Raw genomic sequence first — 22,014 nt, forward strand, 5'->3', positions numbered from 1 at the left:
CTAACATGGGCCCGGTTCGTGCCGACAGTACGTGGCAAGAGGGCGGATTGTGCCCTCACAGCGAAGCTCGAACGACACAGAGAAGGAGAGGCATTGTGAGCGCCACCGAATTGTCAGCTTTACTCTGGCGCGAACGCGAATTGCTTGAGCTCCTGATCTTCAAGCTCGAGGAAGAACAGCTTCTGCTTACTGCAGGCAAGTCACGCTGGATCCAGCACGCAACGCGTGAGGTTGAGCAGGTCATGAACCTGTTGCGCGAGAGCGCACTCGGACGCACCGTTGCTGTCGCTACGCTCGCCATGGAGTGGGGCACACCTGAAGATGCCAGCCTCCGAGACATCGTCGATAATGCGCCGGCTGGCCCATGGTCCGAGATCTTCATGGCTCACCTCGCCGCAATGAGCGACCTCACTGCACAGATCAGGGAGCTCCGCGACGTGAACCTTCAGTTCCTGCGCTCTGCCGCGCGCGGGGTGCAAGAAACCCTGGCAACCATCGATACGAACGCCGCCACATACGATGCCACTGGCTCGACTGATTCATCGTCGCCCGGTGCTCGATTCTTCGACCAGAAACTGTAAGGACGACCCGATGAGCACATTCAGCGGATTGAATACCGCGTACACCGGCCTGCTGGCTGCCAAGCAGGGTTTCGACGTCGTCGGACAGAATGTCGCGAATGCCGACACCGTTGGATACACGCGTCAGCGGCTCTCGACGTCTGCCACTGCCCCGTTGGCCTCCACCGGAATGTTCAGCAACGGTGTCCGTCCCGGCCAGGGAGTGACATTTGACGGCATCGCTCGACTCGGCAACTCGTCACTTGATGCCCAGGTTCGAACGACTGCCGGGTCTGTCGGGTATACCGCGGTGCGTGCGAACGCGCTGAATGCCCTTGAAACGTCGCTGAACGAGCCAGGAGCGAACGGCATCTCCACCCAGCTGTCAGATTTCTGGGCTGCGTGGGGTGACCTCGCCAACGATGCAGGAGAGTCAGCACCTGCCGGGCTGTTGCTGAGTGCTGCCAAGACGCTCGCGTCGACAATCGCAGCCGGCCACCAGTCGGTATCGAACCAGTGGAGCACCGTCCGCTCCGATCTCAGCGGGATGGTCACTGAAGTCAACAGCGCTGCTGCGCAGGTGGCTGACCTGAATGGCCGGATCCGCTCGGCACTGAACGCCGGAGAATCCGCCAACGAGTTGCTTGATGCTAGAAGTCTTCTCACGACAACGCTTGCTGCCCTCACCGGCGGCACTGTCAGGGAACTTCCGAATGGCACAGTGGACGTCCTGGTCGGCGGAAATCCGCTGGTAACCGGAACGACCGCACAGGAGCTGGTACTCACCGGTTCAGCCAGTCTCGCCGGTGCAGCCGGAACCCCGGTGCAGGTCGAGTGGGCCAGACGCCCCGGCGTTGCAGTCGCTGTCGACGGCGGAGAGATCGCCGGTTCACTTGCCGTGCTTGCGCCGAGCACGCCTGCGGGCACCGGCGGCGCGTTGGCTGAAGCCGCCGCGTCTTACGACGCATTGGCGACGGCCCTGGTGACGCAGGTCAACGCAGTGCACCAGACCGGTGCAGCAGCTGACGGTACGACCGGACACGACTTCTTCCAGCTCGGCGCGGGCTCCCCTGCCCAGGGAATCATCGTGATCCCCACAAGCGCAGCAGAGATCGCATCCAGAGCGCCGGGCACCGGTGGACTCAACGGTTCGATCGCCGGCGCCATCGGCCAGATCGGCACCAAGGCCGGCTCCCCCGACAAGCTGTGGTCGGCGACGGTGTCGTCGATTGCTGTCGCGAGCAAGACCGCACTCACCCAAGCGAAACTCGCCGACATCGCATCCGTTGCCGCGGTGGGCAACCAGCTGTCGAGCGCTGCAGTCGACCTTGATGAAGAGAACGTCAGCCTGCTGACGTACCAGCACGCTTATCAGGGCGCGGCCAGAGTGATCACTGCGATCGACGAGATGCTCGATACCCTGATCAATCGCACCGGAATCGTAGGGAGATAGTCGATGATTTCACGCGTCACCAACAGCGCCCTGATGCGCACTGCCCAGCGCAACCTGCAGGCCAATCTGTCGAACATGGCCAAGCTGCAAGATCAGGCCACGTCACAGAAGCTCATCAGCAAGCCGTCAGATGACCCGACGGGTACGACGACGGCCATGGCTGTCAGGGGCGAACAGCGCGCAACCAGCCAGTACACCCGCAATGCAGCCAACGGAAACAACTGGCTGACGACCATCGATGCGTCGCTCGCGTCTGTCACCACGATCATGAACCGCGTGAGAGACCTCACTGTGCAGGGGGCGAACGATGGCTCGATGTCGCCGACCGCCAAAGAAGCCATTGCGGTCGAGCTTGAGGGCTTGCGCTCCGATCTGCTGAAGGAAGCCAACTCCGAGTACCTCGGCCGAAGCGTCTACGCCGGCAACTCAGATGCAGGGGCAGCGTTCGTCGACGTGGCCGGCGTTCTCACGTACACGGGCACCGGCTCAGCGGTTGAACGACGCGTCGCCGGAAACTCTACCGTCCGCGTAGATTCCGATGGCGCGGCCGTATTCGGCACAGGCGCGACCTCAATCTTCTCGCTCGTTGACAACATCGTCGGCGATCTGCGCGCAGGCGTCAACGTGGGCAGCAGACTCACAGAGATCGATTCACGCATGAAGACCGTCACCAACCAACAAGCGGATGTCGGAGCACGGCAGACGCAGATTTTGAAAGCACAGGAGACGCTGGTGAGCAGTGCAACCACGCTGGAGAACCAGCGATCGAGCATCGAAGACGTCGACCTCGGAAAGGTCATCCTCGAACTCAAGCAAGCTCAGGTCAACTACCAGGCTTCGCTCCAGGTCACTGCCGGCGTCCTCCAGCCCACACTGATGGACTTCCTGAATTGAGTATCATGCACCCAGCCACAGCCAGACACCTCGACCACGACCCGTTGCAGAGCAATCACTCCGACCGCGCAAGCCATCACCCGGCGAAGCACGGCATCGAAGACAACAGTGTCGCGTTACGATTCGCCGCCCCGCTGCCCGGACTCGATCCGCTGGTTGACTTCACGCTGCTCCCCGTCGAAAACGCGGCAGGTCTCTATACGATGACCGCGACGCTCGATGCTGCAACGCGGTTGTTCGTCATCGACCCCGCTGCGCACTTCTCCGACTACTCCCCCGTGATCTCCGACGAGCACTGCACTGCACTGTCGATCCACGCCCCGGAAGATGCGTTGATCTTTGTCGTCGTCAACGCCGGCCCCGATGGGACAACGGCGAACCTGATCGCGCCGATCGTCGTCAATTCAACGACCGGCATCAGCTCGCAGGTGATTCTGGAGGGTCAGGACTTTCCGCTGCGCGCTCTGATCGGCGCAGGACGATAACTCCCTGCAGGGTAGTAGCGATGCGTCATTGGTCCTCATCGTCTGTAGGCGCGCTCGGCACACCGCCTGGGAATTGATTGCCGCCATATTTTGCATTCGCCACTGACATAATCTGGGGCCAGATCCGGTGACGTGCAGTGGCCGCTTGCCCACTGTCGAAGTACGAGACGCGCTGGTTTGCCGATCCACTGATGGCAGCGACCCCGACGACGGTGGCGACCTCACTGCTTGCACCGCTCATCCAGGTGTCTTTAGCACCATCGGTCGTTCCCGTCTTTCCAATCATCGGCACCCGCGGTGATGTTGCTTGATATGACTGGGTGGCGGTTCCGCTCGACATGACAAGTTGAAGCGCATAGTCCATGGTGGCCGCCACTTGCGGCGGTACCGACTGGGTACACGTCGACTTCGGCACGGGAAGTTCTGTGCCGTCAGCCGCGACGATGCGGTCGATCGCGATAGCAGTGCACGTGATCCCGTTGTTGGCGATTCCTGCAAACGCAACGGCCATCGTCAGCGGTGCTATTTCGTTGATCCCGATGACGGAGGATGCACTTTGCACCAGCGGTTTACCATCTGCGCGATGCACGCCAAATGCTTCTGCGGTTTTTCTGATTCCGCAGAGGTCGAGTTGCTTTGCCATGCCGATATAGCCGGTGTTGATCGAGTGGATGGTGGACTCGAGGGCCGAGTAGTTGCCCCCTGACTCGTTCGCATCGTTCTTCGGGTTCCAGCCCTCTCGGTTGTAGTTCTGCGGGCCGAGGCAGCTGTCCCTGAAGGTTCCCCAATTCGCTCTCGGTGCCGAGTCGACACGTTCTCCCAGCGAGTGACCCTCTTTCAGCCACTCGGCGAGCGTGAACACCTTGTATGTCGAACCGGGCTGGAATCCGCTCGAACCACCTTCGTCGTAGTCGGTGTTGTAGTTGACGCTCGAGTAATTGGGGCCGGTCGCAATGACATCGGGATCCTGGCTGTAGTCCTTGTTTTGCGCCATCGCCAACACACGTCCGGTACCGACGTGCACGCTCGAAACCATGGCTCCGACATCCCAACCCGGGTAGCTCTTCGGAACGTTGGCGTTCAGCGCGTTCACCGCTGCCGCCTGCAGGTCGAGGTCGAGCGTGGTGTACACGTTGTAGCCGCCCCGTTTGAAGTTGAGGATGCGGGTGTCGGCGTCGGCACCGAATGTCGGGTCTGTCTTCAAGATCCAGGTGACGTAATCACAGAAGAATGCGTTAGCGAGTGCGGTCTGGCATCCGGTGCTTGGTTCGTTGATCACTGGCTGCACCGGGGCGGAAACAGCGGCGTCATGGTCGGCCGCGGTGATCTTTCCGTACTTCAGCATCTGGTCGAGGATGTAGTTGCGGCGGTCAACATTGGTCTTATAGCCGTTCGCGGCACCGTTTGTCTCGCTGTTCGGCTCGTCGATCTCAAACTTCGCCGGATTGTTCACGATGGCCATCAAGCTCGCAGCCTGCGGCAGCGTCAGTGCTGAAGCCGTTGTGCTGTAGTAGTAGTTCGCCGCGGCTTCGATGCCGTAGACCCGACCGCCGAAACCGGCAATATTCAGGTACTGACGCAGGATGTCGTCTTTGCCATATTTCTTCTCGACACCGATAGCCAGTCTCATCTCTCGCAGCTTGCGGTCGGGGGTCGCCACCGTCGCAGCGTCATAGCATTTGGTTTGCGCCTTCTCGTCGCTGAGCTCCTCGCATTTCTGCACCAACACGTTCTTCACGTACTGCTGAGTGATCGACGAGCCCCCCTGAGTGTCGCGGCCGGCCGCGGTCATGGTGATTGCCCTCAACGTGCCCTGAAGATCGATGCCACCGTGGTCGTAGAACCTCGGGTCCTCTCCCGCGATCGCCGCATCCTTGACGTACTGACTGATGGCATCCCAGCCGACTTCTTCACGATTCTGGTCGTAGAACGATGCCAGCAGCACCGGGGTGCCATCGGTTTTTGTCGCGTAGATATTGCTGCGCTGCGCCAGCGGCCCTATCGCGACGTAGTCGGGGAGATTTTCGAAAATACTGATGGTGTTCGTGGCTGCCATACCGGTAACGGCGATGCTGGGAGTCACCCCGAGTGCGACCAGCAGCCCCGCCGCCGCGCTCATCGCAACCAGGCCAAGCAACCCACCGACAACACCCATGAAGTTGTGGCCAGCCGGTTTTATGGGGCCGCCCTCTTCAGTTTCAGAACCATTCGCGTCCGTGGTGCTCAAGCTCACCACCCCCCAGCATTATCGTCCGTGAGCCACGGCCCGATGGGGGTTTCCGTACGTCAGATCCCCGTCTGAGTCGAGCTTTAATCTCACCTCACTCTGTGCTGGAAGTCCAGAGGTCTGTGACGTTTAGCAGGAACGAGAATCGACTACCAGCGGTGCACCAGCATTGGATTCAGTCACGGCGCTTCGTACGCCGCGTGCAGCCCAGCAATGTCTATCTTCGTCATGCCGAGCATGGCCTGCATTACTCGTCCAGCCCTCTCCTGGTCTCTGTCGCCGAGTAACTCGCTGAGGATCGGCGGGACGATTTGCCACGACAGCCCGAACTTGTCCTTCAGCCAACCGCATTGCCCTGGCTCACCTTCTGCGGTGAGCGCATCCCAATAGGCATCGATCTCCTGTTGGTTCTCGGCTGTCACGTAAAACGAAATCGCTTCAGAGAAGGTGTGCATCGGCCCACCGTTCAGGGCGAAGAACTCAACTCCGTCCAGGACGAACGACACCGACATGACTGTCCCGGCCGGAAGCGGTGCCCCTTCTCCATACCGCGAAACGTTGATCATCTCCGAACGCGGAAAGACCGAAATATAGAACAAAGCCGCTTCTTCGGCCTGGTGGTCGAACCACAGGAATGGGCTGATCTTCTGCATGGGATCTACTCCTCTTTCGGCGAAACAGCCTGAATAATCCTCAGAGTACCCACCTGGTGCGCGTCAGCCCAGCGTATTCGCCGCCTTCCCCACTGACGCGTTGCGACTTAGGCTCATCGCATGTCGGCCTCAACAAGTGGCAGTACTGCAGCGGATGCGCAGAGCGCTGGACCGCAGCCCACGCCTGCTGCTGGGACGATGCCCAAAGGATTCGGCATCCGTCTTGGCATCTTGATCGTGCTGATCATACTTCCCATGATCATCATCGTGCTCACCCCACTCAAGCACGAGGCCTACCTCTATTTCCTCGGAACGATGCCGGCCATGCTCAGTCGCTCGCTCCATATCGGCGTAGGCGTGTTGGCGGTCTTCGCGAATGCACTCGTCGTGCCCGTGGCTATCCTGTCCAGCCAGTCCGTGATGTCTGGCACGCTGCTCATGATCCTGCTGGCGGTCATCATCGCACTCAGTTCAGTGCGCGGATGGAACGGCCCACTCATGTACGTCGGTGTCATTGCCGGCCTGCTGGTGACGTCGAACCCGCCACATGTGGATATCAGCGGGGCATCAGAGTCAATACAACTCTGGTACCCGGCACTGCTCGCGCTGTTCGGTGGGTTGTGGGGACTCCTGCTGTCCCGCACCCTCATGAAGGGGATGCCGGTCAAGTCAGCGGCTCATGTCGGTGGCCGGGATGCGTTCGCCTTCGGAGTTGCCCTCGCCATCCTGCTCGGTTTCTCAACAGCTGTGGCTATGACGTGGTTCTTCAATACCCACGCAGGCTGGGTGCTGCTGACCATACTGCTCGTGGTGAAGGCAGACTACTCAACGACGACGCAGCGTGTCTGGCATCGGAGCCTCGGCACCATTGCGGGTGGACTGGCTGCTGCCCTCCTCGCCGTGCTTGTGCATAACCCTTTGATTCTGCAGCTCGCCGGTGCCGTGTTCGGGTTCGCGATGCTCTGGGTCGTCCTGACCGGGAAGCCGTATTACGTGATGTCCGCAGTGATCACCCCGACCATCGTGCTGATCAACTCGTCAGGCAACAGCACCAGCGTCTTCGACACTGACCTGGAGCGGGTCGCCTACACGCTCGTTGCCGGGGTGCTGATCCTTCTGGTCATTGGAGCCGGGCAGCTGATCTCCGTCGCAGTCGCGAGACGAGAAAAGTTGCCTGACGCGCCGATCGCGACTGAATAGGCCCTGGGGTGGCAATTCGCCCCTGCGTCCGTCGGGGGAAGAAGCTGAGCGCCTAGTACCAGTTGACGCTTTCAGAATGTGCCCACGCACCACATGGGTTCGCGTAGCGGGACGCAATATAGCTGAGGCCCCAATTGATCTGGGTTGAGGCACTGGTCCGCCAGTCTGAACCTGCAGATGACATCTTGCTTCCGGGCAACGACTGTGGAATACCGTATGCGCCACTGCTTGCGTTGTAGGCGTCCGCACGCCATCCAGATTCCCGATTCCACAATGAGACCAGGCAGCTGTACTGCTCAGTGCCCCAACCGCGCGCCGAAACGGCCGTCGCGGCATACGCTCTGGCACCGGCCGGATCAACGATCATTCCTGCCGGAGGTGCTGCAGTTCCATTGCCGGAGTCGCCTGAGTTCCCTGAGTTCCCTGAGTTCCCTGAGTTGCCCGAACCACCCGCGCTACCGCTGCCGCCAGAACCGCCGGCCGCAGCATCCGCCGCCGCCTTGTCTGCCGCGGCTTTCGCTGCGGCAGCAGCCTGCTGGGCAGCGAAAGCCTCGGCCTCTGCCACCCCGACACGATACGAGCGTTCGGTTTCGGCCGTTGAGTTCTTCAGGGTCGCAAGTTGAGCAAAGAGAACATCGGATGCCGCCTGCTGCGTGGCGACTTCGGCATCAGCTGCCTGCTGAGCAATGACTGCTTCGTCTGCCCGGTTCTGCGCTGTGGTGGCGAGTCGATCGCGTTCCTTAATAGCGGCATTCGCCTGCTCTCCCAGCTGGCCAACTAGGTTCTGTTCGGCAAGCGCACGCTCCTCGACTCCACGAGTTGTCTGGCTAAGCCGGGTCGAAACGCTGAGTTCATAGAGCAGATCGCTGTCGGGATCGTTGGACAGAAGCATTCGGTATACGAGTTCGCCCGCTCCCGAGCGGTACAACTGCGCACCCAAACGTCCGAGCTGAGTAGTGGCCGCTTCTGCCTTGATAGTTGCAACGTCCAGCTGCGATTGGATCGTCGCTGCTCTGGTCGTCGCGCCGGACAGCGCCGCGCGCGCGCTCGATGCCGCCCCACTGGCAGCAATGGCCTGATCGGCCAACTCGCCAGCCCGTGATTCAAGGGTCGCCAGTGCCGCATCGATGCGCCCCAGTTGCTTCTGTGTGGCTGCAGTACTTTTTCGTGCTGCTTCGACCTCAGCCCAAGACGGATAATCCTCGGCAAAAGCCACCCGTGGCGCCGAGCCCGAAACGCACGCAGCGATGAGCACGATGGCAAGGATTGTTCCGCCTCGCAACCGTGATTTTCCGCGCATGTGTCGCCGCCTTCCGACTTGCGAGTCTACGTAAGCCGTCGACGACCTCAGGGAGTACGCGCCTGCAACCAGCGAATCGAGCGGATTTCGCTCACCACCTGCTCTACCGTAGAACGGGCGTCACACGCGGCTCGGCTCCAGAAATCTCGGTAAGGAAACATGTCACTTCACAGCACCGGTGTTGGCTTTCGTTCGGAGCGCGGTCCAATCCTCATTTCGCTGATGCTGACGACTGGCCTCGTCGCCATCGACTCGACGATCCTGGCAACGGCGGTGCCGTCGATCGTCAGCGATCTGGGTGGGTTCGCCCTGTTCCCTTGGCTCTTCTCCGTCTACCTGCTCGCGCAGGCGGTCACGGTCCCGGTCTACGCGAAGCTCGCTGACACTGTGGGACGCAAGCCCATCATCCTGCTCGGTATCGCATTGTTCCTGCTTGGATCAGTCTTGTGTGCATTCGCGTGGAGCATGCCTGCCCTGATCGCGTTCCGCGCAATTCAGGGCCTCGGCGCCGGCGCAGTGCAACCGATGGCGATCACCATCGCCGGCGACATCTACACCGTCGCGGAGCGCGCAAAGACTCAGGGATACCTCGCCAGCGTGTGGGCAGTGTCTTCAGTGGTCGGACCGACGCTCGGCGGCGTATTCTCTGAGTTCCTCTCGTGGCGCTGGATTTTCCTCGTCAACATTCCGCTGTGTCTGCTCGCCGGCTGGATGCTCATCCGTCACTTCCACGAAAAGGTCGAGCATCGCTCGCACCAGGTCGACTATGCCGGCGCAATCCTGCTCACGCTCGGACTTACTTCCTTGATCCTCGCGGTACTCGAAGGCGGACAGGCCTGGTCATGGTCGTCCCCGCAGAGCATCATCGCGTTTGCATTCGGCGCACTGGCAATCGGTGCATTCCTTGCCGTAGAACGCCGCGCTCCCGAGCCGATCCTTCCGCTCTGGGTCTTCTCGCGCCGGCTACTCCTGACGACGACCGGTGTGGCGCTCGGTGTCGGAGCCATCTTGATCGGGCTGACCTCATACGTTCCGACATACCTTGAGGGTGCACTCGGTGTCAGCCCCCTGATTTCTGGCCTCGCGCTTGCAGCATTGACCATCGGCTGGCCGATCTCGGCTTCGCTGTCTGGCCGCTTTTACCTACGCATTGGTTTTCGCAGCACGGTGCTTCTCGGCCTCGTATTCGCCATTGTCGGTGCCGTGATCCTGGTGATCTTCGCATCCACACCCATGCTCCCCGTCGTCGCCGCTGCCTGCTTCGTCATCGGCCTCGGCCTCGGCCTGGTGGCCACGCCGAGCCTGATTGCGGCGCAGTCGAGTGTGCAGTGGAATGAACGAGGCGTAGTCACCGGCACGAATATGTTTGCCAGATCGATCGGCAGCGCCGTCGGCGTCGCGATCTTCGGCGCGATCGCCAACGCGATCTTCGCGTCGGAGGTGAATGGTCAGCGCACCCCGGCGCTCGTGACCCAGGCGGGCACCAGCGTCTTCATCGCCGTATTGATCTGCGCAGTACTCACGGTGATCGCCGGACTGGCGATGCCACATGCTCGAGTAGAAGACGTCGAGCATGTGGCATCCGAATGAACGGTGAGCTGGTTCATCTGTTCAGATAGATGAAACCATGCGGACTCTATGCTCCTGCTCTGAGCCGACGTCGTTTGGCCACCGATATGACGTTCTCGGTGATTGCGTTGCTGACCAGGATGCCGAGCGCGATGGCGAACATCGACAGCCCCGTTGAAATCAGGCCCTGAAGGCTCTGTGCTGCGCTTGTCTTTGCCGCGTCGAGGCTGAGGAACCCGAGGGCGCCTGGCACCAGAATCCAGTACGACGCGAGCGTGAGGACTGCAGCAGGCGGCGCTGTCTTGAAACGGGATGCGAGCCGCGCGAACGGGATCACGACCAGAGCTCCGACGAAACTCGACAGCTCGGCACCGATGATCACCGTCCCGATGCTCTGAGCGCTGTAAGTGACGAGCAGACTGAGCAGGAGCCACACCGACGCGCCCTTGGGAGCAGAAAAGAACAGCGTGTACCCGATAGCGAGGAGCGTGATACCCACGAGCGGCGTCCACACGCCCAGGTTGTTCGCCGTTGCTTCGTGAGCTGGAATGGTGCCCACTATCGCAAACCCAGCAGCAACACCGAAGGCAAGCAATACCAATTGCGCGGTGCCGTACACCAGGCGCGTTGCGCCAGAAATGACCTGGCCGGTGGTGAGCTCGATTGCCGCAACGGTGAGCAGCATGCCGGGGAGGAACGAGATGAGGGCAGGGGTAATCACCCGCAGCGGAGACTCGCCTGCCCAATCGGCGAAGAACAACGCCGTGAGGGCCGTTGCGGTGAACGCGGCAAAGACGGGCATCGCGACAGCGAGGGTCGGTATCTTCTGTCCGAGCAGGATGAGAGCGCCGACAGCGAGACCGAGGCCGATGTAAATGGGCAGTGCGTTGAGTGTGGGGTTCAACATGAACCCGAACCCCAGCGTCAGGATTGTGTGGCCGAGCACCATTAGCCATGGACCGAACCTCGGTTTCGACTGCAGAACGTTTCGAAGCGATTCCATCAGGTCGGACGGAGCGATGGTGCCGAGTCTGGCTTGTTTGGTGAGTTCGTCAAGTGCCCCGATCTGGTCGAGACGCACAGCGGATCCGTCTGTGGCCTTGATCTCCGCGCGGTAGTCGCCGCCGGTGTGCTGAACAATGACGGCTGTCGGAAACACCACGATCTGAATGTCGCCGAGCTTGTATGCCCCGGCGATATCAACCAGCGTCGAGATCACCTCTGATGTCGCTGAATTGGAATCAAGGAGTGCAACGCCTATCGAGGCGATCATGTCGAGAACTTCGTGCTGGTCGGGAGCATCCACCGTGACGACATCCGGAACAGGCTTGAACACCTTGCCTGCAGCGTGACGAACCGAACTCAGCCATCTGGGTGCTCGCATCATGCACTCCGCCGTCGGACAGCTAGTGCCCCGCGCGACAACACCGATGCCAAACCCACAAGCTCACCCCTCACGAATGTGTGCAGTCCGCCCATTGTTACACCGCGAGGGCACAAAAGAGCCGGGAAGAATGACTTCTTCCCGGCTCTTCTGAAGACTAGATCGTGTGAAGACTAGACAGCGGCGAGAACCTCATCGAGTGCGTCTGACGCCTTCTCGGGGGTTGCCTTGAGGGCAAGGGCGAGCTCAGAGATCAGAACCTGCCTGGCCTTCAGGAGCATGCGCTTCTCGCCAGCGGATACTCCGCTGTCCTGGTCGCGGCGCCACAGGTCGCGAACGACTTCGCCGATGCGGATGACGCTACCGCTTGCCATCTTCTCCTGGTTGGACTTGTATCGACGCGACCAGTTGCTGGCCTCTTCGACGACGTCCTGACGCAGAACCTCGTACACCTCTTCAACGCCAGCGCTGTCGATCACGTCGCGCACGCCGACGAGTTCTGCGTTGTCGATGGGGAGTTTGATCGTCAACTCGCTGGTGTGAGCGTTGAGGGTCATGTACGTCTTCTCGACACCGTTGACCACTCGCTTCTCCAGGTCGATGATGGTCACTGCACCGTGGTGAGGGTAGACGAGCGTTTCCCCGATCTCAAAAATCAATTGATGGTTCCTTCTTTTGTTGAGTATGGGGCGCCGAATCTACGCAGATTACCCATCGATGAGTTCCTGAAGGAACACTGCGACCAGTACATGGTATGCGTTATACATCGACGTCATGCTCAGATCATTGATATATGCTGATAGTTTATCTACTTTTTATGTGAATCCTGTGCGAGAATGCGCGGCAGATCGCGTTTGCGCACGTCGAGCGGCACCAATTCACGCAATTGATCGGCTCGCAGGGGTAGATCCAAGAGGCTGAGCTTGAGCCGCCCCTTACGGGCATGCCGGCCAGCATCGAAGCGCACGACACCCGCCGCATTCTCCACCAGCGAGATCGTTACAGCGTCGCCGGCTGTCACCGATGTCATCACGCGCCCGTCGACCTCAATCGCTGCGCGCGTCGTCGATTCACCGATTTCAAAGCCAAGCGTCTCTTTCGGACCGAGAACTACCGACCTCGCGATACCCGACATTGGCGCAACGGGAGTGAGCACGAGCGCCGTTACCGCTGGGGACAGCACGGGGCCGCCGGCTGCATAGTTGTATGCGGTCGAGCCCGCTGGAGTGGCAACGACCAGGGCATCTGCGGTGAAATACCCGTACGCAGTGCTGTCGACGACGAGGTCGGCATTGACCATCCCCTCGCCAGGAGCGCGCGCGATCGACACGTCGTTGAACGCCATGAAGTTGAACCCCTCGCTGCCGGCCACCACGTTCACATCGAGCCCATGATGAGCCTCGACCGAATAGTCGGCTGCGATGATCCGCTCTATGGCAGTTGTCAGCTCATCAGGCTCCACTTCGACAAGAAAGCCTAGATTGCCGTAATTGACGCCGAGAACCGGGATCGATGTGCCCGCTACCGTGCGCATGGCACCCAGCATTGTTCCGTCACCGCCGAGCGCGACCACCAGGTCGACCTCATCGACGAACTGGGCACTCGTGAGCACCTCGACCTCGGCACCGATTCGCTGCGCGTCAGCTTCGAGGGCCACGATTCGCACAGCGTGCGTTCTCCGCCAGTCCACCAGCAACTCGATCGATCCGCTCACGTCTTTCGTCGGGTGCGCAATGAGCCCGATTGACATGCCGCTCTGGTGGTTCGTCTTCGCCTGGTGGGTCACGACAGGAGGGTATCGGCACAAACCGAGAGAGTGACGAGAGCATTGACGGCCGCATATTGCACTTCGGCGCCGAGGGCCGTAGTCTCGTTAACCATCGAACACACGTTCGAATGACAACAAGAGGGGACACACATGTTTATGGCATCGACGACCGTGATTTCGGTCTGGAGCGAAGCCGGCGTCCCTGTCCGTCTCCTGGTCGACGGAGTCAGGTACACGGTCACAGACAGGCCGACGCCGATGCGTGCCGACCTCGACCTCCACGCCGCGATCACCCATCCGACTGCGGCTTCCATTACCGGGTGGCGATTTCAAGGCACCGACGTGGCGGGCCGCTCTCGGATGTTCGACGTGCGACGAGTGCCAGGTCGGCGCGAATGGGAGCTCCTGGCGGTTTACGACTAGAGACCAGTGCAGTTCGAACCGGGTCGGGGAATACTCCGCCAGCCCACGGCGCTGTCACCGGAGTGAAGCGCATCGGATTTCTCTCATTCGGCCATTTGCAAGATGTTCGCGGGTCGCAGACCCCGACTGCACGTGACGCCCTCATTCAGAGCGTCGAGCTTGCCGTCGCTGCAGAAGAACTCGGCATCGACGGCGCATACGTGCGCGTGCACCACTTCGCCAATCAGCTCTCGTCGCCGTTTCCGCTGCTCGCGGCAATGGCCGCACGCACGAGTCGGATTGAAATCGGCACCGGAGTCATCGACATGCGGTACGAAAACCCGCTCTATATGGCAGAAGAGGCGGCTTCCACCGATCTGTTGAGCGACGGACGTTTGCAGCTCGGCGTGAGCCGTGGATCACCCGAAACGGCACTGCACGGCTCTGAGGCGTTCGGACACGTTCCCTCCGACGACATGACCGATGCCGACCTCGCGCGAGCGCACACTGAGGTGTTTCGCGCTGCCATCGCCGGAGCCGGTGTGGCCGAGGCGAACCCGCAGATGACGCGCTCCCCCGGCCTGCTGCAGGTTCAGCCGCAATCCCCCGGCCTTGCCGACCGCATCTGGTGGGGCTCTGGTACCCGCCAGACGGCTAAATGGACAGCAGAGCAGGGCATGAACCTGATGAGCTCGACGCTGCTCGTCGAAGACACCGGCGTGCCGTTCGATGAGCTCCAGGCCGAGCAGATCGCCATCTTCCGTGCAGCGTGGGCAGAGGCCGGTTGGGCACGCGAACCCCGAGTCTCGGTCAGCCGCAGCGTGATTCCCATCGTCACCGATCAGGATCGGGCGTACTTCGGTGGGCGTGCCAGTGACAGCGGCGACCAGGTGGGCTATCTCGAGGGCACACTGGCCAGGTTCGGCAAGAGCTACGTGGGCGAACCTGATGTGATTGCAGAGGAGTTGGGCAAAGACGCCGCCGTGCGTGACGCAGACACCGTGCTGTTGACAGTGCCCAACCAGCTTGGTGTTGACTACAACGCGAGGCTGCTTGAAACCATCGTCAGGCACGTCGCGCCTGAACTGGGATGGAGATGACGTTGGTGAACGCCCCTGACGCAATCGTCATCCGCACGGGAGTGGTTCCCGATGATGTCGAACTGTGCGCCGAGATTTGGGTGCGTGCACTCGAATCACGGGACGGAACCGTAGAGGTAGAGGCGATGGGACGGCGGGTGCGATCTGCTTTCCAGAATCCGATCATCCGATTCGCCGTCATTACTTCTGGACGAACCGGGTTCGCGTTGGTCGAGTCTGGTCGCCCTGATCCGACCGAAGCCCTGCTGCACTTTTTGGCTGTGCACCCAGACGGTGCCGGCAGCGGCGTGGGCACGGCGCTCATTGCCGATGCGGTGGCACACGCGAGACTCGGCGGATTCCAATCACTCACACTCGAAGTTCGGACGAACAACGTTCGCGCAATCGATGTGTACACGCGCGCCGGGTTCGTCCCATTCGGCGGTGAGATCCCGCATCCGCTCGGCGGCTATCCGATGCAGTCATACCGTCTCGCGCTCAACTGACTTGTCGGAGTGTGAATCGTTCTGGTGACTCGTCACCCCCGCGTGGTAACCGTCTCGATTCAGCAGCCCCCGGTATCCTTCAGGAGTGAACAACGAGGGCAATTCAACGGTCGGCACGCAAACGAGCTCAAGCCTTCGTCGGGTTCCGCAGCAGGATCGCAGCAACCAGCGACTTGAGCTGATTTTGGATGCAGCGGCGACGCTTATCGATGAGGTCGGCTACCGCAACGTCTCGATGACACTGGTCGCCCGCAAAGCTGGCATGTCGGGCCCCGGCGTCTACCGCTACTTCAGCGACCTCGAAGCCGTCGCCCGCGCCCTGGCCGCACGCAACCTCGAACGCTTCATTGCCAGCACGAAAGATGCCTTGAGCGCTCAGGCCGGCGACTGGACGATCCTGCTCAGCCGAGTGATCGACGTCTACGCCGAGCTCTGCCGAACCGAACCCGGATTCAGGTGGCTGCGCCTCGGCGACGCGGTCGATCGCAACCTGCTTGATCACGAAGTCAGCAACCGCAGCTTCGCTGCCGGAGTCATGACTCGTATTTTCGTCTCGCGATTCAACGTGCACGAACGCGCCGAACTCGACATCCACGTCGAGGTTGTCGTCGAGATCGTCGATGGATTGATCGCTCGGGCGTTCGCGACGAATCCAGATGGCGATCAATTCTTCATCGACGAGTGCAGCAGGCTGGCCGGCAACTACCTCGTTGATTACCTGGAGCGTACGTACCAGCCCGAACTCGATACTGACATCGACACCGATCGACTCTAGTCGCCCTGAGCCAGCTCGGTGAGATGACTCAGCACCGCCCGCGCCACCCTGTCGTTCTCCCGAAAAGCGATCGCGTTTGTGAGTGGCCGAGAGAAGGCGCCAACAAATGGCGTGTTCGTATACGGACCGATGGCGTATCTGCGCTCCGAGAGCTCACCGGCTGCAGTCAGAACCCTGGTGTCGTGCCTGGCGACAGCCAGCTTGCCGGTTGCGTCGTCAAAAACGTCATCTTTCACGCGTTCCTCCAGGCCAGCACCCGATGCCACCAGCGAACGCAGCACTGCGCTATCGGTCCGCGCGACGCGAGTTTCAGGCAACCGCGCATCGATCAGGACGGTTGCCGTCACCACCACATCAGAATTAGGACCGCCTGCACGAAATTGCCCGCCGACCTCATCGGTGTCCACCCACATCTCGCCACCGATGAACTCGACGATGCCGGCTTCCGACAGCGCCAGCAACTCCTCAAGCCGATGTGCCGGCGGACCGCTCGCGATATAGCTGAAGTAGGCGGGCCACCATCCGTTGAGGTCCCGCACTCGTGAGGTGGCAGTCCACTTCGGTGAGCCGATGATGTCCGACAGCGTGAACAGGCTCGTCAGCAGCGCAATGAACAGCCCCTGCGTCGCGCTGTGCTCTGCGCGGGTACGGAGCACGAGATCCCGGCGAATGTAATCGCGGACCGCAGATTGAAGGTTCTCACCTGATCCGAAATGCGTACCGGCCAGCGGGCGGTCGAACTCAGAGAGGAAGAGGTGGTCGAGCGGATCAGGGACCGATTCGGTCACCAGCGTCCGCAGCTCGCCGCCATCCGCACCGACCAGCGACGCAGGTTCCAGACGAGCGAACGCCGCAGCGAAGTCGAGCCAGTCGACGCTCACGCGCTCCGGATGCCCGGTGAAAAGCTCCCGGTAGTAACCCCACAGCATCTCTTTCGCGATCAGGGGCCAGACCTGCTCCCTGAAATCGAGGCGAGAGCTTCTACTCTCAAGCTCGGCGGCAATGGCTGGTGTGAAGAACGTCGGTGTCGGCCGCTCCCCCACCAGCTGCGAGCTGATCTTCGAGTGATACGGCACCCCACGCCGGGACCCGAGAACCAGCCGCGGCTCCTGGCCAGACGGGATATAGGTCAGGCTATGGCCATCAGTCCTGACGAATCGTCCTCCCCGCCCCTCCGTCAGCAGCACGGTCAGATCAACAGCGGCCAGCCCCATCCCGCGCACAATGACGCGACTGCCGGCCTCGATGGTGCTGGTATCGGCATCCGCGGTGAATGCCGGTGGCAGGTAGAACAGGTCGTGACGGCCAGCGAAGTCGATCAGCAGTGAGTGCTGATCGTCGGGAATCGTCCCGGTATGGCCGAGTGCGTACAGCACGATGTCGGCGTCGACTGCATCGCCGTTGTCGAGCCGGATGCGCGCCGTGCCCTCGGCGTCATCGACGCTCACAGCGTGAGCTGAATGGGACACCACCCGCGCTCGCCCGCCCAGCTCGGCCAATGCCCGCCGGTAGAACCACTCAAGATAAAGGCTCTGCAGCCGGCGCGTGGGAAAACTGGATGCAGTGAGCGCGTGTAGTTCTGCGTGGAGCGCAGCATCCCGAACATTGATGCTGATCTCGCCGGCAACAACCAGTGCCGCCCACTCCACCAGCGAGGGGCCAGGCACGACTGGCCCCTCGATCGTCGAGCTTTCATCGGTGAACATCGTCACGTCAGCCGCCATCGAGTTCAGTTTCAGGAGCGGCGACTGGTCATGGCGCCAGATGCGACCGGCTCCAGGCGGATGCGGGTCAATCACGTGGATGACAAGGTGACGGTTTCGGTCCCACAGCTCGTCGAGATTGGCCGCGATCCGCTCAAGGAAGCCAGCACCCCTGGGGCCAGCACCGATCACCGCGAGCCGCACAGGCTTGGCCGCGGCGAGCGCTGCCGGGCAATCGAGTAGCTGTTGCGTCATGACACAACGGTTGCGCTCGGGTCCAGCAAATGCGAGCAATGTGACTGCGCATGACGAGGTGACGAATTGTGAACGGCTTTCGTTGCCGAGGGTGGCCGGCGAGCCTAGCGTCATGCATCAATCACGAGCCACCCGGTACACCAGCGCAAGGAGACAGACATGCCCATCGAATTTCTCGGCATCGCAGGGCTGAACGATAGTGGCGAGACGCACGCCAGGTCGGGCCCGAGCTTCGACAAGGATTACACGCTTCGCTTCGCCAGAGCCCACGAGGACAACGGCTGGGATCGCATCCTCTTCGCGTACCACGCCGGTTCACCTGACCCCGCGACCGCAGCGGCGTTCATCGCTTCCAGGCTCGACCACCTAAAGATCCTGCTCGCGCACCGACCCAATGTGTCGTACCCGACATACGCGGCCAAGGTATTCGCGACACTCGACCAGATCAGTGACGGTCGACTGAACGTGCACTTCATCACCGGCGGCTCGACGGCCGATCAGGCAGCAGAGGGTGACTTCCTCACCAAGGATGAGCGGTATGCCCGTACGGGCGAGTACATCCGCATCGTCAAGCAGGCCTGGACGAGCACAGAGCCGTTCAGCTTCAATGGTGACCACTACCGCTTCGAGAACTTTGTGAGCGACATCTTCCCCGTGCAGAACCCGCGCCCTGAGGTGTCGTTCGGTGGGTCGTCAGCCGCTGCCTACGAGATCGGTGCCGCTGAGGCCGACATCTACGCGCTCTGGGGTGAACCGCTGGCCAACACCGCTGAACAGATCCAGACGATCACGGATGCCGCCATCGCGGCCGGCCGCCCGAAGCGACCGCGCATCCAGGTAGCGTTCCGTCCCATCCTCGGTGCAACTGAAGAGATCGCCTGGGCGAAGGCGCACGACATCCTGGGTCGGATCGAGAACCGGGTGAGACAGGCAGCACCCAGCAGCTTCGTCGGTAACCTCGCCAATCCGGAAAACGCCGGATCCCAACGGCTACTGGCCATCGCCGACCAAGGCGACCGTTTCGACAGGGCGCTCTGGACCAAGCCCGCCGCAGCCTCTGGCGGTCGAGGCAACTCGAACGCCCTCGTCGGTACCCCGGAGACCGTTGCTGCGGCGCTCCTTGACTACATCGACCTCGGAGTCGACATCATTTCGGCCAGAGGTTACGACTTCATCAATGACACCACCGACTTCGGCCGATACGTCATCCCCATCGTGCGCGAAGAGGTTGCCAGGCGCGATGCCGCCGCTATATCCCGCGCACCCCAAGCGAGCGAGGATGCCGACCGTGACGCTGCTTAAGACCTCTCGAGCCTCATCGGTGACCGAGCCGGTCGAGAGCTTCGTCTACGTCTCCGCTGATGACGCACTTGCCCAGCCCCTGCTCGACGAACTCGAGCGTGAGTATGAGACCCGCTACGGCACGTTCTTCGGCGAGCCGGCATCGGCTGAAATCCACCGGTATCCGACAAGCGCATTTGCTGCGCCTCATGGGGCATTCGTCATTCTGGTGAGAGACGGAGTCCCCATCGCCGGAGGGGCATTCAAACAGTTCGACGCACACACCGCGGAGTTCAAGCGCATCTGGACATCATCCGCTCACCGCAGGCAGGGTCTGGCCAGGCGCGTGGTGGCCGAGCTCGAAGCCGAGTCTGAGCGCCGCGGCTACAACCGGGTGTATTTGACGACGGGCCCCAAGCAGCCTGAAGCCAAGAACCTCTACCTTTATACCGGCTACACCCCGCTGTTCGATACCGCCCTCACACCTGATCAGGTTGTCATCCACGGTTTCGCGAAGACCCTCGATGGGTCTGAGCTCGACGTGGCGTCGATCACTGCAGCGCACCTGGCGAGTCTCGGCATCCTTCATGGTGAAGGAGACAGTCATGACAAGCACGATTCCTGAGACCGGAACCGCGACCCGCGACAGCGCGGGAACCGCCACCGTCGCGCCCGCCGCAGGTACCGACTTCGGAGCGCTCACTGTCGTGCACACGCGGCATTACCTGCGCTGGATCTTTGCTGCGGTCATTGTGTTCGTCGTGCTGCAGTTGCTCTGGTCACTCGTCACCAACGACAAATTCGGCTGGAGCGTGTTCAGCGACTACTTCTTTGCCCCGGCCGTGCTCACCGGGCTCGGCATGACGCTGACCCTCACCGCTGTCGCCGGCTCACTCGGCTTCATCCTCGGCACCGTGCTTGCCCTGGCCAGGCTGTCGAAATCCCCCATCCTCAACTCGGTGTCGTGGTCGTTCATCTGGTTCTTCAGATCGGTGCCACTTCTCGTGCAGCTGCTTGTCTGGTACAACCTGGGCTATCTGTACCCGAGGCTCGGACTCGGTGTGCCGTTCACCGATAACTACTTCTGGAGCTTTGACACGGTCACTGTCGTGAGCCAGTTCGCTGCTGCGGTGCTCGGCCTCTCGCTGCATCAGGCCGCATACTCTGCAGAAATCATCCGTGGCGGCATTCTGTCAGTCGATCAGGGCCAGCTCGAAGCCGCAGCGGCACTCGGTCTCCCCCGCCGAGTCCGCGTACTGCGCATCATCATGCCGCAGGCTGCACGGTCGATCCTTCCCAACGCATTCAACGAGATCATCGGCCTGCTGAAGGGCACATCGATCGTTTCGGTGATCGCTCTTGGCGAGCTGTTCTACGTCGTGCAGGTCGTCTACAACCGCAACCAGCAGGTGATTCCGCTGCTGCTGGTTGCGGTCGTCTGGTACATCCTCATCACCACGGTGCTCAGTATCGCCCAGTACTACGTCGAGCGTCACTTCGCTCGAGGTTCGGTGCGCGTCCTGCCGCCGACTCCCCTGCAGCGAGCTCGCATCTGGGTCTCCACCCAGTGGGCCAGGCTCGACGACGACGCTGTACCCCCGACATCAGGAGCTGCATCGTGACCATCGGCACTGAACCAGTAGAAGCAACCCGAGGCCTCGTCGAGATCCGCGGCGTCTCAAAGAGTTACGCCGGTCACGAGGTACTGAGCGATATCACGTTGACCGTCTCCCCCGGCCAGGTCGTGGTGGTGCTCGGTCCGAGCGGTTCAGGCAAGTCGACACTGCTACGCACCATCAACCATCTGGAGAGTGTCGACCGCGGCTGGGTGGCCGTCGACGGTGAGCTGATCGGCTACCAGCAGCGCGGCGAGCGGTTGTTTGAGCTGAAGGAGAAGGAGATCCTGAAGCGGCGCACCCAGGTGGGAGTCGTGTTCCAGAACTTCAACCTGTTTCCGCACCTCACCGCAGCAGAGAACATCGAAGCGGCACCGATCGCCCTGAAGCGCCTGAGCAAGACCGACGCGAGGGAACTCGCGATCGGACTGCTCGAGAGAGTCGGGCTCGGAGACAAAGCCGATGCCTATCCCCGCCAGCTCTCCGGCGGCCAGCAGCAGCGGGTAGCGATTGCCAGGGCGCTTGCCCTGCAGCCGAAGGTATTGCTCTTCGACGAACCAACATCGGCGCTCGACCCTGAGCTTGTCGGTGAGGTGCTCGACGTCATCCGCGACCTGGCCAGGCTGGGTACGACCCTGATCATCGTGACGCACGAGATCGGCTTCGCACGCGAGGTGGCCGACCAGATCGTCTTCATGGACGCCGGGCGCATTATCGAGTCCGGCACCGCCACCGAGGTGCTCGATCACCCTCGGCATACTCGCACCCAGGATTTCCTCGGCAAGGTGCTCTGATGCAGAGCTGACGCAGCTCTGACGCGCCCCAGCAGGAAGACCCCGGTGTGACGCTGACACGCCACACCGGGTAACCGATCGCCGCCTTGGTAGATCAGTGAATCGGAAGT

21 protein-coding genes are annotated in these 22,014 nt (G+C 61.4%); 14 read left to right on the forward strand and 7 right to left on the reverse strand.

All coding sequences use genetic code 11. The features are described 5' to 3' along the window. Positions 1–95: 95 nt before the first annotated feature. Genes ACMT3I_RS07285 through fliW form a run of 4 tightly spaced genes read left to right on the forward strand, consistent with a single transcriptional unit; the run spans position 96 to position 3,392 of the window. Positions 96–581, forward strand: coding sequence for a flagellar protein FlgN (locus ACMT3I_RS07285; protein ID WP_414803802.1), 486 nt, complete (start codon positions 96–98; stop codon positions 579–581). Between the two features lie 10 nt (positions 582–591). Further along, positions 592–2,013: a flagellar hook-associated protein FlgK gene (gene flgK / locus ACMT3I_RS07290; protein ID WP_414803803.1), complete on the forward strand. Its 1,422-nt coding sequence runs from the start codon at positions 592–594 to the stop codon at positions 2,011–2,013. Positions 2,014–2,016: 3 nt separating this feature from the next. Then, positions 2,017–2,907, forward strand: coding sequence for a flagellar hook-associated protein FlgL (gene flgL, locus ACMT3I_RS07295; protein ID WP_414803804.1), 891 nt, complete (start codon positions 2,017–2,019; stop codon positions 2,905–2,907). A 5-nt stretch (positions 2,908–2,912) separates the two neighbouring features. After that, the gene (fliW, locus tag ACMT3I_RS07300) at positions 2,913–3,392 is read left to right on the forward strand and encodes a flagellar assembly protein FliW (RefSeq protein ID WP_414803805.1); all 480 of its coding nucleotides are present in this window, start codon (positions 2,913–2,915) and stop codon (positions 3,390–3,392) included. A 25-nt stretch (positions 3,393–3,417) separates the two neighbouring features. Here fliW and ACMT3I_RS07305 read toward each other — a convergent pair whose 3' ends face one another. Further along, positions 3,418–5,619: a transglycosylase domain-containing protein gene (locus tag ACMT3I_RS07305; protein WP_414803806.1), complete on the reverse strand. Its 2,202-nt coding sequence runs from the start codon at positions 5,617–5,619 to the stop codon at positions 3,418–3,420. Between the two features lie 179 nt (positions 5,620–5,798). Then, positions 5,799–6,272, reverse strand: a complete 474-nt coding sequence (locus tag ACMT3I_RS07310) for a VOC family protein (RefSeq protein WP_414803807.1) — start codon at positions 6,270–6,272, stop codon at positions 5,799–5,801. Positions 6,273–6,392: 120 nt separating this feature from the next. Here ACMT3I_RS07310 and ACMT3I_RS07315 point away from each other — a divergent pair, with 120 nt between their 5' ends. Continuing rightward, entirely contained in the window at positions 6,393–7,472 is a 1,080-nt protein-coding gene (locus tag ACMT3I_RS07315; RefSeq protein WP_414803808.1) for an FUSC family protein, read from the forward strand. Between the two features lie 52 nt (positions 7,473–7,524). Here ACMT3I_RS07315 and ACMT3I_RS07320 read toward each other — a convergent pair whose 3' ends face one another. Next, positions 7,525–8,772, reverse strand: coding sequence for a coiled-coil domain-containing protein (locus ACMT3I_RS07320; protein ID WP_414803809.1), 1,248 nt, complete (start codon positions 8,770–8,772; stop codon positions 7,525–7,527). 159 nt (positions 8,773–8,931) lie between these two features. Here ACMT3I_RS07320 and ACMT3I_RS07325 point away from each other — a divergent pair, with 159 nt between their 5' ends. Next, positions 8,932–10,362 (forward strand): MDR family MFS transporter, encoded by a 1,431-nt coding sequence (locus ACMT3I_RS07325; protein WP_414803810.1) that lies wholly within the window; start codon positions 8,932–8,934, stop codon positions 10,360–10,362. Between the two features lie 46 nt (positions 10,363–10,408). On the opposite strand, the gene ACMT3I_RS07330 is transcribed toward ACMT3I_RS07325, so the two are convergent. The 3 genes from ACMT3I_RS07330 to ACMT3I_RS07340 form a co-directional block, all read right to left on the reverse strand. Then, positions 10,409–11,728 (reverse strand): threonine/serine ThrE exporter family protein, encoded by a 1,320-nt coding sequence (locus tag ACMT3I_RS07330; RefSeq protein ID WP_414803811.1) that lies wholly within the window; start codon positions 11,726–11,728, stop codon positions 10,409–10,411. A 170-nt stretch (positions 11,729–11,898) separates the two neighbouring features. Further along, positions 11,899–12,384 carry a CarD family transcriptional regulator gene (locus tag ACMT3I_RS07335; RefSeq protein ID WP_414803812.1) on the reverse strand — a complete coding sequence of 162 codons (486 nt, stop codon included), beginning with the start codon at positions 12,382–12,384 and terminating at the stop codon, positions 11,899–11,901. 149 nt (positions 12,385–12,533) lie between these two features. Next, positions 12,534–13,511 (reverse strand): NAD(+)/NADH kinase, encoded by a 978-nt coding sequence (locus ACMT3I_RS07340; protein ID WP_414803813.1) that lies wholly within the window; start codon positions 13,509–13,511, stop codon positions 12,534–12,536. A gap of 138 nt (positions 13,512–13,649) precedes the next feature. On the opposite strand from ACMT3I_RS07340, the gene ACMT3I_RS07345 reads away from it, so the two are divergent. From ACMT3I_RS07345 to ACMT3I_RS07360, 4 genes are all read left to right on the forward strand, one after another. Then, on the forward strand, positions 13,650–13,916 hold the full coding sequence (locus ACMT3I_RS07345; protein WP_414803814.1) for a hypothetical protein: 267 nt from the start codon (positions 13,650–13,652) through the stop codon (positions 13,914–13,916). A 62-nt stretch (positions 13,917–13,978) separates the two neighbouring features. After that, complete coding sequence (locus tag ACMT3I_RS07350; protein WP_414803815.1) at positions 13,979–14,995, forward strand: LLM class flavin-dependent oxidoreductase; 1,017 nt, start codon at positions 13,979–13,981, stop codon at positions 14,993–14,995. Then, complete coding sequence (locus ACMT3I_RS07355; protein WP_414803816.1) at positions 14,992–15,480, forward strand: GNAT family N-acetyltransferase; 489 nt, start codon at positions 14,992–14,994, stop codon at positions 15,478–15,480. The genes ACMT3I_RS07350 and ACMT3I_RS07355 overlap by 4 nt, the downstream gene beginning before the upstream one ends. A gap of 85 nt (positions 15,481–15,565) precedes the next feature. Continuing rightward, positions 15,566–16,255 carry a TetR family transcriptional regulator gene (locus ACMT3I_RS07360; RefSeq protein WP_414803817.1) on the forward strand — a complete coding sequence of 230 codons (690 nt, stop codon included), beginning with the start codon at positions 15,566–15,568 and terminating at the stop codon, positions 16,253–16,255. On the opposite strand, the gene ACMT3I_RS07365 is transcribed toward ACMT3I_RS07360, so the two are convergent. Next, a complete protein-coding gene (locus tag ACMT3I_RS07365; protein ID WP_414803818.1) occupies positions 16,252–18,213 on the reverse strand; it encodes an FAD/NAD(P)-binding protein in 1,962 nt (653 codons plus the stop codon). The genes ACMT3I_RS07360 and ACMT3I_RS07365 overlap by 4 nt on opposite strands. Before the next feature lie 159 nt (positions 18,214–18,372). On the opposite strand from ACMT3I_RS07365, the gene ACMT3I_RS07370 reads away from it, so the two are divergent. From ACMT3I_RS07370 to ACMT3I_RS07385, 4 genes are read left to right on the forward strand one after another with little or no spacing between them, the layout of a single operon-like run. Then, the gene (locus ACMT3I_RS07370; RefSeq protein ID WP_414803819.1) at positions 18,373–19,515 is read left to right on the forward strand and encodes an LLM class flavin-dependent oxidoreductase; all 1,143 of its coding nucleotides are present in this window, start codon (positions 18,373–18,375) and stop codon (positions 19,513–19,515) included. Next, on the forward strand, positions 19,502–20,119 hold the full coding sequence (locus ACMT3I_RS07375; protein WP_414803820.1) for a GNAT family N-acetyltransferase: 618 nt from the start codon (positions 19,502–19,504) through the stop codon (positions 20,117–20,119). The genes ACMT3I_RS07370 and ACMT3I_RS07375 overlap by 14 nt, the downstream gene beginning before the upstream one ends. Continuing rightward, positions 20,100–21,116: an amino acid ABC transporter permease gene (locus ACMT3I_RS07380; protein ID WP_414803821.1), complete on the forward strand. Its 1,017-nt coding sequence runs from the start codon at positions 20,100–20,102 to the stop codon at positions 21,114–21,116. Before ACMT3I_RS07375 ends, ACMT3I_RS07380 begins: the two co-directional genes overlap by 20 nt. Next, entirely contained in the window at positions 21,113–21,904 is a 792-nt protein-coding gene (locus ACMT3I_RS07385) for an amino acid ABC transporter ATP-binding protein (RefSeq protein ID WP_414803822.1), read from the forward strand. Before ACMT3I_RS07380 ends, ACMT3I_RS07385 begins: the two co-directional genes overlap by 4 nt. The last annotated feature ends 110 nt before the right edge of the window (positions 21,905–22,014 follow it).

Source organism: Leifsonia sp. A12D58, assembly GCF_047530025.1.
Taxonomy (GTDB): Bacteria; Actinomycetota; Actinomycetes; order Actinomycetales; family Microbacteriaceae; genus Cryobacterium.